Annotated in this window: 11 protein-coding genes; 4 read left to right on the top strand and 7 right to left on the bottom strand. The window is 56.6% G+C overall.

Features of this window, described 5'->3' with window-relative positions:
* Positions 1-3 precede the first annotated feature (3 nt).
* Complete coding sequence (locus INF58_RS17485; RefSeq protein WP_063450198.1) at positions 4-1,305, bottom strand: MFS transporter; 1,302 nt, start codon at positions 1,303-1,305, stop codon at positions 4-6.
* Between the two features lie 261 nt (positions 1,306-1,566).
* Positions 1,567-2,862: a serine hydrolase gene (locus INF58_RS17480; RefSeq protein WP_193528182.1), complete on the bottom strand. Its 1,296-nt coding sequence runs from the start codon at positions 2,860-2,862 to the stop codon at positions 1,567-1,569.
* 95 nt (positions 2,863-2,957) lie between these two features.
* Here INF58_RS17480 and INF58_RS17475 point away from each other — a divergent pair, with 95 nt between their 5' ends.
* Positions 2,958-3,863: a LysR family transcriptional regulator gene (locus INF58_RS17475; protein WP_193528181.1), complete on the top strand. Its 906-nt coding sequence runs from the start codon at positions 2,958-2,960 to the stop codon at positions 3,861-3,863.
* Here INF58_RS17475 and fumA read toward each other — a convergent pair.
* The gene (gene fumA, locus INF58_RS17470; RefSeq protein WP_193528180.1) at positions 3,852-5,501 is read right to left on the bottom strand and encodes a class I fumarate hydratase FumA; all 1,650 of its coding nucleotides are present in this window, start codon (positions 5,499-5,501) and stop codon (positions 3,852-3,854) included. The genes INF58_RS17475 and fumA overlap by 12 nt on opposite strands.
* A 55-nt stretch (positions 5,502-5,556) precedes the next feature.
* A complete protein-coding gene (locus tag INF58_RS17465; RefSeq protein ID WP_074160984.1) occupies positions 5,557-7,065 on the bottom strand; it encodes an anion permease in 1,509 nt (502 codons plus the stop codon).
* Positions 7,066-7,670: 605 nt separating this feature from the next.
* Here INF58_RS17465 and INF58_RS17460 point away from each other — a divergent pair.
* Both INF58_RS17460 and INF58_RS17455 read left to right on the top strand, forming a co-directional pair.
* The gene (locus INF58_RS17460) at positions 7,671-10,451 is read left to right on the top strand and encodes a flavocytochrome c (RefSeq protein WP_131636853.1); all 2,781 of its coding nucleotides are present in this window, start codon (positions 7,671-7,673) and stop codon (positions 10,449-10,451) included.
* A 58-nt stretch (positions 10,452-10,509) separates the two neighbouring features.
* Positions 10,510-11,472, top strand: a complete 963-nt coding sequence (locus INF58_RS17455; protein ID WP_193528179.1) for an FAD:protein FMN transferase — start codon at positions 10,510-10,512, stop codon at positions 11,470-11,472.
* Here the strand turns inward: INF58_RS17455 and dcuR are convergent.
* Together dcuR and INF58_RS17445 are read right to left on the bottom strand one after the other, a co-directional pair.
* Complete coding sequence (gene dcuR / locus INF58_RS17450) at positions 11,453-12,172, bottom strand: two-component system response regulator DcuR (RefSeq protein WP_006811173.1); 720 nt, start codon at positions 12,170-12,172, stop codon at positions 11,453-11,455. The genes INF58_RS17455 and dcuR overlap by 20 nt on opposite strands.
* Positions 12,169-13,785 carry a sensor histidine kinase gene (locus tag INF58_RS17445; RefSeq protein ID WP_064910381.1) on the bottom strand — a complete coding sequence of 539 codons (1,617 nt, stop codon included), beginning with the start codon at positions 13,783-13,785 and terminating at the stop codon, positions 12,169-12,171. The genes dcuR and INF58_RS17445 overlap by 4 nt, the downstream gene beginning before the upstream one ends.
* Before the next feature lie 153 nt (positions 13,786-13,938).
* Between INF58_RS17445 and INF58_RS17440 the strand changes: the two genes are divergently transcribed.
* Positions 13,939-14,802, top strand: a complete 864-nt coding sequence (locus INF58_RS17440; RefSeq protein ID WP_193528178.1) for an N-acetylmuramic acid 6-phosphate etherase — start codon at positions 13,939-13,941, stop codon at positions 14,800-14,802.
* Between the two features lie 40 nt (positions 14,803-14,842).
* Here the strand turns inward: INF58_RS17440 and ompC are convergent, their stop codons facing one another.
* Entirely contained in the window at positions 14,843-15,997 is a 1,155-nt protein-coding gene (gene ompC, locus INF58_RS17435) for a porin OmpC (RefSeq protein ID WP_193528177.1), read from the bottom strand.
* Positions 15,998-16,076: the final 79 nt, after the last annotated feature.

The raw sequence follows: 16,076 nt of genomic DNA, 5'->3' as shown, positions 1-16,076 counted from the left end.
CAATCACTCCTCAACGGCGGTGTGCAGGGCTAACGTACGGCGACGATAGAGATAGAGCGTTGCCAGCAGGGCGCAAACGGCGGCAAAGCTCATCCAGTAGCCCGGAGAGGCTTTGTCCCCGGTGTACTCAATCAAGGCGGTCGAGATCACCGGCGTGAAGCCGCCAAAGACGGCGGTCGCCAGGCTGTAAGCCAGCGAGAAGCCCGCTACGCGGACTTCTGTTGGCATGATCTCCGTCAGAGCCGGGATCATCGCGCCGTTATACAGGCCATAGAGGAAAGAGAGCCACAGCAGTACGGTCAGCATCATAGAGAAGCTCGGGGCGGCGGCCAGCATCGTCAGCGCCGGATAGCTGGTTGCCAGCGCCAGCAGCGTCATGGCGATCAGCACCGGCTTCCGCCCGAAGCGGTCCGAAAGCGCACCGCCGATCGGCAGCCAGATAAAGTTGGACACCGCCACCAGCAGCGTGACCAGCAGGCTGTCCGACGCGCTCAGCATCAGCACTTTTTTACCGAAGGTCGGCGCGTAAACGGTGATCAGGTAAAAGGCGGTGGTGGTCATCGCCACCATCAGCATGCCCGCGACGACAACCTGCCAGTTGGCGAGCAGCGTTGTGAAGACCTGACGCATCGCCAGATGGTGGCGACGGGCGCTGAACTCCTCGGTCTCCTCCAGCTTGCGGCGCAGGAAAAAGATGAACGGCACAATCAGACAGCCAAACAGGAACGGGATACGCCAGCCCCACTCGCGAATGGCGCTCTCTTCCAGCACCACGTTCAGCGCGAAGCCCATCGCCGCCGCGACCATAATGGCGACCTGCTGGCTGCCCGACTGCCAGCTGGTGTAAAAACCCTTGCGGCCCGGCGTGGCGATCTCCGCCAGATAAACCGAGACCCCGCCCAGCTCAGCGCCTGCCGAAAAACCCTGCAACAGGCGGCCGGTCAGCACCAGCAGCGGCGCCCACAGGCCAATGCTCTGATAGGAAGGGATCAGCACAATCAGGAACGTTCCGGCGGCCATAATCGACAGGGTGACGATCAGCCCTTTACGGCGACCCACTTTATCAATGTAGGCTCCGAGGACAATGGCCCCGATCGGACGCATCAGAAAGCCCGCGCCGAAGACGGCGAAGGTCATCATCAGCGAGGCAAATTCACTGCTGGCCGGGAAGAACGTGTGGGCGATATAGGTGGCGTAAAACCCGAACAGAAAGAAGTCGAATTGCTCAAGAAAGTTGCCCGACGTGACGCGGAAAATCGCGCCGGCTTTCGCCCGGACGGTTGCAGGTGAGGTTGAGGAAACCATGGTTATCTCCAGTTTTTATAGCGACGTTATGCTCGTCTGTTTCTGAAAACTGGATCAGGATGTGAGAATTAATAAGCGCAAAAAGCGCATGAATTGATGCGTGCCGCGCATGAATGACAATGTGTTGACCAGGATTTACATAGGCAACAATAACTTAACATTTGGGTGATCTTTTATTTACCTGTTTTCGCTAAGTTGCTGAAATCGCTGTTTTGTGACGTCGCGCAGAGGTGAAGCCAGGCAAAGCCTGGCTTCGGTAATTTAGCGCAGCGCGTTGGCAATGGCGCTAAACATCAGCGACGCTTCCAGCGGCTGGGCGCTGAATGACGGCTCCGCCTGTGGCCAGGTGGACCACTGGACAATCACCAGGTTTTCCTTCTGATTCACCACAATCATCTGGCCGAAAATGCCCAGCGCCCAGAGGGAGTCCTTCAGCGAATCCTCGACCTTTGGCTCTACGTTTGTGGCGTTGGCCGGAACCTCATTGTTCCACCACTGATAGCCGTAAAGGCCTTTCGGATGCGCGGCGGAGACAGAACCTTTTGCCTGCGTCCACTCGGAGGACTGCTTCACCCAGCCGTCAGGGAGGATCTGCTTCCCGTCCGGCAGCGTACCGTTATGCAGGATAAATTCCCCGAAGCGTCCCCAGTCTTCCAGGGTTGCGTTAAATCCGTGCGCGCCCACGTCGTGCTGGCCTTTGCTGTAGGCATGCCATACGCCGTCGCTGGCCATGCCGTACGGCTGCCAGATGCTTTTCTCCAGATACGCGGCGAGCGTCATGCCGGTGGCGCGCTCAAGCACATCGCCTAACAGCCACGCGCCGCCCGAGGAATAGGACCAGTTTTCCCCCGCCGGATGTTCGCGGCGTAATCCTTTCACCAGCGTGCGCACGCAGTCGTAGGTGCCCGGCTTCGCTTCGCATTCGGTAAGCCGGGCGAAGTCTGACTGCGGGTTGGTGTAATCTTCATTCCACGCCACGCCGGAGGTGTGGGTGATGAGCTGCTTCAGCGTGACGCCGTCCCAGGCGGTGCCTTTTAAATCCGGTTCGTATTGGGTGACAAGGTCGTTCAGTGAGTGGATTTTACCCTCTTTGATCGCCACACCTACCAGCGCGGAGACCACGGATTTGCCCACGGATCGTGACGTCCAGAGCGTTGAGTCGGTATTGCCTTCTCCCAGATATTTATAGGCCACTTTGCCATTTTTCAGCACCAGCATGCCGCTGACGTTCTGGCGCTTCAGGTAATCCTGAAGATCATAGGTTTTGCCATTCACCTGATAGCGGGCATCTGTGAGCGGTTTTTCTGCGGCGAGCAGCGGCGAGGCGTTGCCGTGGCGGAATACATCGCCCGCGTAGTTGCGGTAGTCATTGCGAAAGCCCACCACGCGGTCGGCCTGGCTCCAGGTGAGCATCGTATGGGCGTCCGGAAGTTTGGCATCAAAAGGCGCCGGACAGGTCGTGAGGTCGGTGCCGTCACAAGCAGCCATCGCGGCAGGCGAGACCAGGCTACCGACGACAAGCGCCGCGAGCAGCGTGCGATTGGTTTTGTTTTTCATATTTATCTCGTTTGGCTCAGGAAGGACTTCAGTTTAAGAACCCGCGCCCTATAATAAAAAGCGCATTATGGGGGAAAATCCCCCGTAAAAATCGCGTGGAGAATGACGTGGCAAACCTGATCTACTCTTTTGCCCAGCTTGAGGCGTTCACCGCCGTCGCTGAGCACGGCAGCCTGATGAAGGCGGCCAGTAAACTCGGCAAAGATCGTACAACCCTTCGCGATCTGATCGATTTTCTTGAGGATGGGCTGGGCTACGCGCTGTTCCTGCGGGAGGGACGCAGCCTGCGCCTGACGCCGGAAGGGGAACAGCTTCAGCGGCAGGCGCACCTGCTGATGCGGCAGGTGAAAGCGTTTGAGGCGTTTGCCCGTACGGTGCCGGACAGCGCCACGCAGGACATTGCCCTCGTTTACGATCCGTTCACCCCCAGAGCCTTTTTGCAGGCGCTGATTGCCACGCTGGCGACGCAAAAAATTCGCCTGAGCCTGACCAGCGCGTCACGCGATGAGGCGGAAGCCATGCTGGCGAGCGGTCAGGCCGATCTGGGCATCTGCCAGGCGCGCAACCGCAGCGTGGGCAATGAGATGGAGTGGCGGGCATTAGGGGCGATCGAAATGGATTTTTACGCCGCAACGGCGCTTTTTGCGGAAGTGGCATCGCCGGTGTCGCTGCTCGATCTCTCCCTGGTGCCGCAGGTGATCATGCATGCCGCATCCGACGAGCCGGTTGCGCGTCGCCTGCAAATTTCAGGGCACACGCTTTTCACTAACGAACTGGAGATGCTGCGCGGCCTGCTGGAGCAGGGGTGCGGCTGGGGCTTTTTGCCGACCCATCTTCACGCGGCGCGGTGGAAAAATGTAAAAAGGCTGCCCACCGAAGTGGGCAGCCAGGGGATAAGTCAGACGATGGTCACCATCTGGAAGCCGGGCAGCGACAAGCGCGGGCTTATCAACGATACGCTGTCGCTGCTGCCGGCATTATGGAAACGCTCAGCGCTGTGAGCACCCTTTGCACTGTTTGTTCTGGATCTGCTGGAAGAAGTCATTGCCTTTGTCATCCACCAGGATAAACGCCGGGAAGTTTTCCACCTCAATTTTCCAGATCGCTTCCATTCCCAGTTCCGGATACGCCACGCACTCCAGGCTCTTGATGCTGTTTTTCGCCAGCACCGCCGCCGGGCCGCCGATGCTGCCGAGGTAGAAGCCGCCGTGCTTATGGCAGGCGTCGGTGACCTGCTGGCTGCGGTTACCTTTTGCCAGCATAATCATGCTCGCCCCGTGGGATTGCAGCAGGTCCACGTAGGAGTCCATGCGCCCTGCGGTGGTTGGGCCGAGTGAGCCAGACGCATACCCTTCCGGGGTTTTGGCCGGACCGGCATAGTAGATCGGGTGATCTTTCACGTACTGCGGCAGCGCTTCGCCGTTATCGAGCAGTTCCTTCAGCTTCGCATGGGCGATGTCGCGCGCCACGATGATGGTGCCGTTAAGGGACAGGCGGGTAGAGACCGGATGCGCGGAAAGCTGTGCCAGGATCTCTTTCATCGGTTTGTTGAGGTCAATGCTCACCACGTCGCCTTCACCCTGCTGGCGCAGGGATTCAGGAATATACTGGCCCGGGTTGTGCTCCAGCTTCTCAATCCAGATCCCATCGCGGTTAATCTTCGCTTTGATGTTGCGGTCAGCGGAGCAGGAGACGCCCATGCCGATTGGACAGGAGGCACCGTGGCGCGGCAGGCGGATCACGCGAATATCGTGGGCGAAGTATTTCCCGCCGAACTGTGCGCCGAGGCCGAGGTTTTGCGCTTCCTGAAGCAGTTCCTGTTCGAGCTGAACGTCGCGGAACGCCTGGCCGTGCGCGTTGCCTTCGGTTGGCAGTTCATCGTAGTAGCGCGCAGAGGCGAGCTTGACGGTTTTCAGCGTGGCTTCCGCGGAGGTGCCGCCGATAACAAAGGCAATATGGTACGGCGGGCAGGCTGCGGTGCCGAGGGTGCGCATCTTTTCAACCAGGTAGTTTTTCAGCTTCGCCGGGGTAATCAGTGCCTTGGTTTCCTGGTAGAGATAGGTTTTGTTGGCAGAGCCGCCGCCTTTCGCCATGCACAGGAATTTATACTCGTCGCCGTCGACGCTGTAGAGGTCAATCTGTGCGGGCAGGTTGGTGCCGGTGTTCACCTCTTTATACATATCCAGCGCCGCATTCTGCGAGTAGCGCAGGTTATCTTCAATATAGGTGTTATACACCCCCTGGCTCAGCGCCGCTTCGTCACCGCCGCCGGTCCAGACGCGTTGGCCTTTCTTACCCATAATGATTGCCGTGCCGGTATCCTGACAGGTTGGCAGCACGCCTTTCGCCGCAATGTCCGAGTTGCGCAGGAATTGCAGGGCCACGTATCGGTCGTTCTCGCTGGCCTCCGGGTCGCTCAGAATAGCCGCAACCTGCTTCTGGTGAGAGGTGCGCAGCATAAACGCGGCGTCGTGGAAGGCCTGCTGTGCCAGCAGGGTCAGCGCTTCGGGCTCCACCTTCAGCACTTCCTGACCGTCAAACTCGGCAACGGAGACGTGCTCTTTGGTCAGCAGATAGTATTCGGTGTCGTCATGCGCGAGCGGGAAGGGGTTCTGGTAGAAAAACGGTTTGTTTGACATAGCGTATTGCTCCACAAAAATAAAACCGCCGGAGGAGAAGTCCGGCGGTCAGGAATCAGAACATCATGGACATCCACGGGTAGCCAATCAGCAGCAGGGCCGCCAGGAAGATGGCGCCGAAGATGGTGCCGAGGCGCCAGTAGTCTTTGGTTGGCAGGTAACCGCTACCGTAGTAAATCGGGCTTGGACCAGTACCGTACGGGGTGATGATCCCCATCACGCCCAGCGAGGTCACCATCAGCAGGACGAACACTTCCATATTCATGCCCGGAATGGTGGAGGCGATGGTCAGCATCGCCGGCAGCAGCGCCGTGGTGTGCGCGGTGGTGCTGGCAAACAGGTAGTGCAGCAGGTAGAACGCCAGCAGCAGGACGATGGTCGCCACGCCCGGAGAGATACCGCTCATCAGCAGGCCGCCTTCTTTACCCAGCCAGCTGATAAAGCCGGTGGAGGAGAGGCCGTCCGCCAGCGCCACCAGGGTGGCGAACCACACGAAGGTGTTCCAGGCGGCTTTGTTGCCGGTGATGTCATTCCACTCCAGTACGCCGGTCCACAGCATCAGGCCGACAATGAGCAGGGCAGCCATCGCGGGCTCAATCCATGCGGCGGCGAAGATCCACATCAGCAGCGCGCAGCACACGAACACCAGCAGCAGGATCTCATTGCGCGACAGTTTGCCCAGTTTTTCCAGCTCACGGGTCGCCCACAGCGGCACTTCGTTGTTCACCTTCACTTCCGGCGGGTAGAACCAGTAGGCCAGCAGCGGCATGGTCAGGATCAGCAGGATGCCCAGCGGCAGGAAGGCGAGGAACCAGGTGCCCCAGGAGATATCTATCCCAACGGTGCTTTTTACCAGCGCCAGCGCCAGCAGGTTCGGCGCGAGCGCTGAGAGGAACATGGAGCTGGTGATACAGGCCGCGGTAATGGCCACCCACATCAGATACGAACCGATTTTACGCGCGCTTGGGTCGTTCGGTTTTGAACCGTACAGCGGCGGCAGGTTGGCGATAATCGGGTAGATGGTCCCACCGCTGCGCGCGGTATTGGACGGGGTAAACGGTGCCAGCAGCAGGTCCGCGAAGGTAATCGCGTAACCGAGCGTCAGGCTGCGACGGCCCAGATATTTCACCAGAATCAGCGCCAGGCGGCGGCCAAAGCGGGTTTTGTCGTAGCCCGCGGCAAACATAAAGGCACCGAAGATCAGCCACACGGTGGAGTTACCAAACCCGCTCACCGCCCATTTAAAGGAAGCGCCCGCCAGCTTGAATTTCGGGTCAGCCAGCTGTTCGGGGCTAAAGAGCACCCACTGGCTGCACAGCGCAATCGCCACCACGCCGGTGAGGCCGATTACGGCGCCCGGCAGAGGTTCGAAAATCAACCCGACGATGACGCCAACAAAGATGGCGAAGTAGTGCCACGCATAAGGCGGCAGCCCTTCAGGAACGGGGACAAACAGCAGCAGGACGGCAACGATGATGGGCAGGGCCATCATCAACAGGCGTTTTGCTGTTCCATTTGATGCCAGATTCGCCGCAGGAGGCGTTACAGCAGTTTTTGTTTTCATAGTTTCACGTCTTAAGTTGTCAAAAATTCGTCATACAGCGAAAACACAAATTCGATTGCTTTATTCGTTTTGCTTTTTTTAGTTATTTAAGGTGCGTTTTTGTGTTTTCAGTAATAGCGATTTAACGCATTTTTGTTTGCGCTAAATAAAAAATGATGATGTTTTTATATTGCGCCTTTGGATGCCATTACTATTGATCGCGATCAAAAAAATAGAATTATGAGCGTATTTTTATACTTTTTATAATAACCACTTGGAGTAGTGTGGTTATTCGCTGGTTTTACGCATTTTATGTATCAAATTTATAACATTTTAAAATTGGTATTTATATTGTTGTTTGATTTATATGGATTTCTATTGGTGTAGGTGTATTGGTTTGACCTTTGCTGATTTAACTTTTTTTAAATTAATGTGAATGGGTGAAACATTCCTGCTAACACCAATGTGTTATTAATGTTACCGAAGGGATTAAATAGTTTATTAACTAACGTAATAGCTTTGGAAACTAAAAAAAGCATTATATTACTTCCATGACATCGGCAAAAAATACGAAATAAAACGATCCCGATACCGAATTCTTAATTTTAAAGTTTGGAGTTTCTATTATGAGCACTAACGAACGAATTTTAAGCCCCTTCACATTACCGAATGGTACTGAACTCAAAAACCGTTTGTTAATGGCCCCAATGACAACCTGTACCGGTTATTACGATGGCACCGTGACCAGCGAGCTGGTGGAGTACTATCGCGCCCGCGCTGGCAGCATCGGCACCATTATCGTTGAGTGCTGTTTTGTTGACGATCTCGGCCTGGCGTTCCCGGGTGCAATTGGGATTGATAACGATGAGAAAATCGCCGGGCTGGCGAAAATCGCTGACGCTATCAAGTCCAAAGGCTCTAAAGCCCTTCTGCAAATCTACCACGGCGGCCGTATGGTCGACCCAAAACTGATTGGGGGTCGCACGCCGGTTGGTCCAAGCGCGGTTGCCGCGCCGCGTGACGGTGCCGCGACGCCGGTTGCCCTGACCTCGGAAGAAGTGGAAGGCATGATCGGCAAGTTTGGCGACGCCGTACGCCGCGCGATTCAGGCTGGCTTTGACGGTGTCGAAATTCACGGGGCGAATACCTATCTGATCCAGCAGTTCTACTCCCCGAATTCCAACCAGCGCGACGACGAGTGGGGCGGCAGCCGCGATAACCGCGCGAAATTCCCGCTGGCGGTGCTGGACATCACCCACAAGATGGTGCGTCAGTACGCGGACGACGCGTTCATCATTGGCTACCGTTTCTCTCCGGAAGAGCTAGAAGTCCCGGGCATCCGCTTCGAAGACACCCTGTATCTGCTGGAAAAACTGGCCGCACGCGGGGTGGATTATCTTCACTTCTCCCTTGGCGCCGCCCTGCGTCCATCTATCGTCGACACGCAGGATCCGACGCCGCTTATCGAAAAATACTGCGCGATGCGTTCTGACACGCTGGCACAGGTACCGGTAATGGGCGTCGGCGGCGTGGTGAATGCTGCCGATGTGAATGAAGCGCTGGATCATGGCTACGACCTGATTGCCGTAGGCCGCGCCACTATCGCCTACCCGGACTGGACCGATCGCATCGCGGCGGGCGAAAGCCTTGAGCTGTTTATGGACAGTACCCGACGCGAAGAGCTGAACATCCCGGAACCGCTGTGGCGCTTCTCGCTGGTAGAGGCGATGATCCGCGACATGAGCATGGGTGAATCGAAATTCAAACCGGGCACCTTCGTTGAAAAAGTGCAGGACGATGCCAACGAGCTGGTGATCAACGTCAGTCTTGAAACCGATCGCATTGCTGATATCGAGCTGGCCTCAGGACCGAGCGAAGACGTGGAGTTTGTCACCAGCTTCGAAGAGATCCGTACCCGCATTCTGGATGCCAATACCCCGCACGTGGACGCCATCACCGGCGCAACCAGCCAGAGCGAGGCGGTGAAAAAAGCAGTCTCGAAAGCGATGCTGAAATCCAGCAAAGCGCTGGCGGCAGAAGAGGGTGCAGACCCGAATGAAACCAGAAGCGTCGACGTGGTCGTGGTCGGCAGCGGCGGTGCAGGGCTGGCGGCGGCGATCCAGGCGCATGACGAAGGCGCGAGCGTACTGATCGTTGAGAAAATGCCAACCATCGGCGGTAACACCATTAAAGCCTCGGCAGGGATGAACGCGGCAGAGACCCGCTTCCAGCGCGTGAAAGGTATCCAGGACAGCAAAGAGCTGTTCTACCAGGAAAGCCTGAAAGGCGGCGGCAACAAAAACAACCCTGAACTGCTGCGTCGCTTCGTGGAGAACGCGCCGGAGGCGATTGAGTGGCTGGCTACGCGCGGCATTATGCTGAACGACATCACCACCACCGGCGGGATGAGCATTGACCGTACGCACCGTCCGAAAGACGGTTCCGCGGTAGGCGGGTATCTGATCAGCGGCCTGGTGCGTAACGTCAACAAACGCAACATCGAAGTGATGCTGGATACCGCCGTCAGCGACATCATCTTTGAAAATGGCGAAGTCACCGGCGTGCGTCTGACCACCGAAGAGAACGAAACCCTTACCGTGGCAACCAAAAGCGTGATTGTCGCAACGGGCGGCTTCAGCGCCAACAGCCAGATGGTGGTGAAATACCGTCCGGACCTGGAAGGGTTCGTGACGACTAACCACAAAGGCGCAACCGGCGGCGGTATCGCGCTGCTGGAACGTATTGGCGCAGGCACCGTGGATATGGGCGAGATTCAGATCCACCCAACCGTGGAGCAGAAAACGTCGTACCTGATTTCCGAATCCATCCGCGGCGGCGGGGCGATTCTGGTCAACCAGCAGGGGAACCGCTTCTTCAACGAAATGGAGACCCGCGATAAAGTTTCGGCGCAAATCATCGCGCTGCCGGAGAAATACGCTTACATCGTCTTTGACGAGCATGTCCGGGCTAAAAACAAAGCGGCGGATGAGTACATCGCGAAAGGCTTCGTGACCAGCGCCAGCTCGCCAAAAGCCCTGGCGGAAGCGCTCGGGATGGATCACCACCAGTTCCTGGCAACGCTGGAACGCTACAATGGTTTTGTGGAAAAACAGCACGACGATGATTTCGGCCGCACCACCGCGCTGCGCGCGCCCATCAACGAAGGGCCGTTCTACGCCATTCAGATTGCACCGGGCGTACACCACACCATGGGCGGTGTGACCATCAATACCGATACCTGCGTGCTGGACAGCAACCACAACGTATTGCCAGGGGCGTTTGCTGCGGGTGAGGTTGTCGGGGGTATCCACGGCGGTAACCGCATCGGCGGTAACGCGGTGGCAGATATCATTATTTTTGGTACGCTAGCAGGACATCAGGCGGCTATGCGTTCGAAAACACGGTAAGGCTCCTGTTTCCCCGGCGGCGCGGTGCCTGCCGGGGCTACATATGAGGACTCATGCAATGCCTGATAGCCATCGCGTTTACAGCTACTCCGCCGTTCTGATGGGCTCGCCCATCCTCCTGAAACTCTTTTCCCACGACGAAGCGCTCGCCTCCCGCGTGTTTCGCCTGATCAAACAGTACGAAGATCTCCTTACCGTCAACCGCGCGCATTCGCAGGTGATGAACATCAACCATGCTGCCGGTCAACATCCGGTTGCCGTCAGTCGCCCGGTGTTTGACCTGATCCGCTGCGCGAAAGCGGCCAGCCAGATGGAAGACAGTGCGTTTAATCTGGCGATCGGCCCGCTGGTCAAACGCTGGAAAATTGGCTTTAAGGGTGACGCCGTGCCGCCCGCAGACGAGATCGCTGCCTTGCTGAACATCACGGATCCTGCGGACGTGGTGCTGGATGAAGCCAGCAGCAGCGTATTTCTCACTCGCCCGGGAATGGAGATCGACCTGGGCGCAATCGCCAAAGGCTATATCGCTGACAGGGTCCGGGACCTTCTGCGCAAAGAGGGGGTTGAGCTGGGGTTAATTAATCTCGGCGGCAACATCCAGACGTTAGGCTCGCCGGAGGGCGGCTGGCGCGTCGGCCTGAAAAAACCGTTTGCCGAAGACGCGTTGATTGGGACGATGACGGTAGAGAACCGGTCGGTCGTGACGTCAGGCACCTATGAGCGCTACTTCGAGCAGAACGGCAAACGCTATCATCACATTCTTGACCCGCGCACCGGCTACCCGCTGGATAACGAACTGGACAGCGTGACGATTGTGTCGAAAGACTCCATCGACGGCGATATCTGGACCACGCTAATCTACGGCATGGGCGTGGAGAAGGGGTGTGCCGCGCTGCGCTCTCGCCCCGATATTGAAGCCATCTTTGTCACCAAAACGAAAGAAGTGGTGATCTCCTCGATGCACCACTTCCGCTTTACCCTTCTGGACGACAGCTACCGCATTACTGGCAGTACTGTTTGAGCAGCCCGACCTGTTCCGGCTGTAAACGGTAGCGATACACCGGTCTGCCGGTCGCGCCGTAGTGAATGCTGGTAAACAGGATATTAATTTGCGCCAGCCAGATCAGGTATTTGCGGCAGGAAACGCGCGAAATATTGACCGCGTTCGCCAGATCGTCAGTGGAAAATTCCATTTCCGGATGGCTGTCGATCCACTGGCAAATCGTGCGCAGCGTCTGCGGGGTTAATCCTTTCGGTAATTTTTTGCTGTCGGCCAGCTCCGGCGCGCCGCCGTGGATCAGCCTGTCGACGTCGGCCTGTTCATAATACTGATGCGACCCCATCAGGCTGCGCTTTGCCTTCCAGCCGTTCAGCGCCTCTTCAAAACGCGGAAACTGGAACGGCTTAATCAGGTAATCCACCACGCCATAGTGCATAGACGTCTGGATCGTCGCGGCGTCGGACGCCGACGAGATCATGATGACGTCGATCGGGCGGCCCGACGCGCGGATGATGGGCAGCAGATCCAGCCCGTTATCCTGCTGCATATAGACATCCAGCAGCACCAGATCGATTGGCTGGCCAGGGTTTGCGATCAGCGCCTCGGCCTGGTTGAGCGTGGACGCGACGCCGCAGCAGCTAAAACCCTCAACGCGGTTTACATACAGACGGTTGAGGTCGGCTACCATGGCGTCATCATCGACAATTAACACATTTATCACGCGATATTCCTCTCGCTATCCCAGGGGATCTGAACAAAAAATTGGGTAAATACGCCAGGCTCCGACTCGACGGTAATATCGCCGCCCAGGTTCTGGATCTGCTGACGTGCAAGGAACAGCCCAACGCCGCGGTTTTCACCTTTTGTTGAGTAGCCCTTTGTAAAAATAGCCTCCAGTCGCTCGGGATCAATCCCGGGGCCGTCATCGCTGACCTCTCCGCTCAGCCAGCCGTTCTGGTAATGGAGCAGCAGGCCGATCTCGCCTTCCGGCTGACCTTCCATCGCATCCAGGGCATTTTCGATTAAATTGCCCAGCACGGTGATCAGCACCGCAACCTGCTCTTCATTGGTGGTGTCCGGAAGCTGGCTCTCCTCCGCCAGCGTCAGGGTCACTCCGGCCTCTTTGGCGCGGTTAATTTTACCCAGCAGGAAACCCGCAATGACCGGCGATTTAACCTTGCGCTGTATCGCTCCGATGTCCGTCTGATAATTCTGCGCGGTCTGGATGATGTACTCCTCCAGCTTATCGTAGCGCTTCATGTGCAGCAGGCCGAGGATCACGTGCAGTTTGTTCATAAATTCATGCGTATGCGAGCGCAGGGCATCAACGTAATTGACCATGCCGTCAATACGCTGCATTAGCTGGCTGATTTCGGTTTTATCGCGGAACGTGCTGATCGCCCCGATCACCTGATTCTGGCTTTTCACGGGGACCATGTTGCACAGCAGCAGCCGTCCGTTACAGCCGATCTCCTGATCCTGGCGAGCAATGCCAGTTTTTGACACTTCACGCAGGCTGGCCAGCAGCGGTTCACTGCTGCTTTCGGAGTGCTGGCCCGAGGTCAGGAGTAAAATTTCTCTGGCGGTGTGGTTAATCATCGTCACGCGACCGTGCATATCCACGGCCATCACGCCTTCTCGCAGTGACTGTAACATGGCCTGACGCTGTTCAAAGAGGGCGGAGATCTCGTAAGGCTCCAGCCCGAAGAGTATGCGTTTCAGCACCCGGACCAGGCCCCATATCGCCAGTGAACTCATCAGAACGCTGAACAGGATGGTCCACACGGCGTTGAGCCGTCCGCGGGCAATCTGATCTTCCACCTTATTCAGCGAAATCCCTACCACCACTACGCCGATCTGGTCGTGCCGATCGTCATACACGGGCGTAAAGACGCGCAGCGCTTCCGCGAGCGCGCCGCGGTTAACGGAGACATTCTCTTTCCCTTCCAGGGCAGGCGTCAGATCGTCGCCGATAAAATGCAACCCTAACAGCGCTTCATTGGGGTGGGAATAACGAACACCGCGCAGATCGGTGACCACGGTAAACAGCAGGTCGTTGCGCTTCGTTACCGCCTGGGCAATCGGCTGGATGATGCCGGCCTGGGGTGAGGCCATCAGGCCACGCTTGATATCGGGGCTGTCGGCCAGCGTTCGGGCGATACCCAGCGCGGTATCCTTCACGTCATCGCGCGTGGCGCGGGTGATCTGCACGGAGTACAGCGCGAACACCACCAGCAGCACAGAGCCGATAATGGCGCACACCATCAGCGTAACCAGCGTATTCAGCTTCATAGGACGCTTGCGCATCGGGGGGAAGGGCCGCAAATCGCTCATTAACACTCCGCGAAGAAAAAGAAAGGGCTAATTATCGCTGATGAAGGCCATTTCATAAAGCCATGTAAAGAGAGGCGTTTCGTGAGCCTCCTCTCATGTGACCTATATAAAACACTTTATAGTGTGTGGGTACTCGTAATAAGGAGGCAGTTTATGAGCATTATGCTTACCGGTACGGCCAGGGAAAGACGGCAGGCCAGCACGACGAACATCGACAGATTATCCACGCTGGATATGCTTAACGTCATTCATCAGGATGACGCGCAAATCGCTTCTGCACTTACCCCCCACATGACGATGCTGGCCCGCGTGGTAGATAACGCGGCGGCGACGCTGAGCCACGGCGGACGTCTGATTTTGACCGGCGCGGGCGCGTCCGGACGCGTGGCGGAGCAGGCGGCAGAAGCGTTCGCGCCGGGAAAACATCCCGTTATTGCGATCACAGCAGGCGATAACGCCGGAAGCTACGCGCGCGGCGTTGCCGATCTCCAGACAATTGATTTTGGCGAGCACGACATGATGCTGGCGCTGTCCGTTAGCGGCAAAACGCCCTGGGTGTGGGGCGCGATGCGTCATGCGTGGTCTCTGGGCTCAACGGTCGCGCTCATTACGGAGGATGCTCAAAGTGAAGCGGCGCAGCTGGCGAGCATGGTCATTGCGCCCGAGCTGGGGGCTGACGTGGTTGCCGGGTATGCCAACACCAAAGCGGGCATTGCGCAAAGCATGATTATGCATATGGTTACCACCGGTCTGGCGGTACGGACCGGACGGGTGTACAGCAACCTGCGCGTCGATCTGGAAGCAAGCAGCACCAAATGGGCCGAGCGACAGATTGCCATTGTGATGGAAGCAGGGGGATGTTCCCGGGCGCAGGCGAAGGCCGCGCTGGAAAGCTGTAACCACCAGTGTAAAACGGCGGTACTGATGGTGCTGACGGGTCTGGATGCGTGGAAAGCCCATGAGCTGCTGGTGCAGAATAACGGGTTTATTCGCCTGGCCTTGCAGGAAGCGCCGTAAATAAAAAAGCCCGCATCGCGGGCTTTACTTTTTGCGGGGATTAGAACTGGTAGGTCATGCCGACGCCAACGATGTCATCGGTTGCAATACCGTTGTCATTGTAGAAGGCATCATCTTCGTCCAGCAGGTTGATTTTATAATCAACGTAGGTGGAGAAGTTCTTGTTGAAGCTGTAGGTCATGCCTACGTCAATGTAGTTAACCAGATCCATATCGCCTTTCTGGCCCTGAGGGTTGCCAGCGTAGCCTGGATAAGTCATGTCTTTACCCTTAGAGTAAACCCATGCCAGAGATGGACGCAGACCGAAGTCGAACTGGTATTGTGCAACTGCTTCGAAGTTCTGAGTCTGATCCGCGATACCGTAATCACCGTATGGGGTCATGTTGCGGGTTTCAGCGTACATCATCGCGAAATAGACATTATTGGCATCGTATTTAGCCCCAAAGGTCCATGCTTCGGCTCTTTCACCGCCGGCAAAGTGGGCATCATTCCTACCCGCACTTACCTGGTCGTTGGTACGGTCAGAGGAAGAATACGCCGCACCCAGCGTCAGGCCGAAATCGAAATCATAGGTGGAAGACATGCCGAAGCCGTCGCCGTTCTGGAAACGAACGTCATCATGGCCGTTTTTGGTGCCTTCCTGATCTTCGTTTGCATTGGCGCCTTCATTCGCGCCCTGGTATTGCAGCGCAAAATTAAGACCGTCGACCAGACCATAGAAATCATTATTACGGTAGGTCGCCACGCCGTTAGTACGACCAACCATATAGTTATCGGTCCAGGTGTAGGAATCACCACCAAATACCGGCAGCATATCCGTCCAGGCTTCAACGTCATACACGACGCCGTAATTACGGCCGTAATCAAACGAGCCGAAATCGCCATATTTCAGGCCCGCGAATGCCAGACGGTTAAAAGAGGTATCGCCAGCGTCTTCGGTGTCGTTTGCGTAGGTTTTATATTCCCACTGGCCGAAGCCGACCAGATCGTCAGTAATCTGCGTTTCGCCTTTGAAACCAATCTGAACGTAGGTTTCATCGCCGTCGTCGCCCGCGTTGTCTGAGAAGGTGTGGCGCGCATCAACCTTGCCGTACAGGTCGACCTTGTTGCCGTCTTTGTTGTACATCTCAGCCGCATTGGCTGCGCCAGCCATTAATAAAGCGGGTACAAGCATTGCCAGAACTTTTCTTTTCATTATATATTCCCTTTAAATATAAATTGTCTGAATATATGTAATTACTCTCCGTAATTACATGGCCGATACTATTCTATGG

The organism is Enterobacter cloacae complex sp. P24RS, from assembly GCF_014982165.1.
In the GTDB taxonomy this organism is placed as follows: Bacteria; Pseudomonadota; Gammaproteobacteria; order Enterobacterales; family Enterobacteriaceae; genus Enterobacter; species Enterobacter quasihormaechei.
Note: the sequence above shows the minus strand (reverse complement) of the source record. Positions and strands in the feature narration are given on the sequence as shown.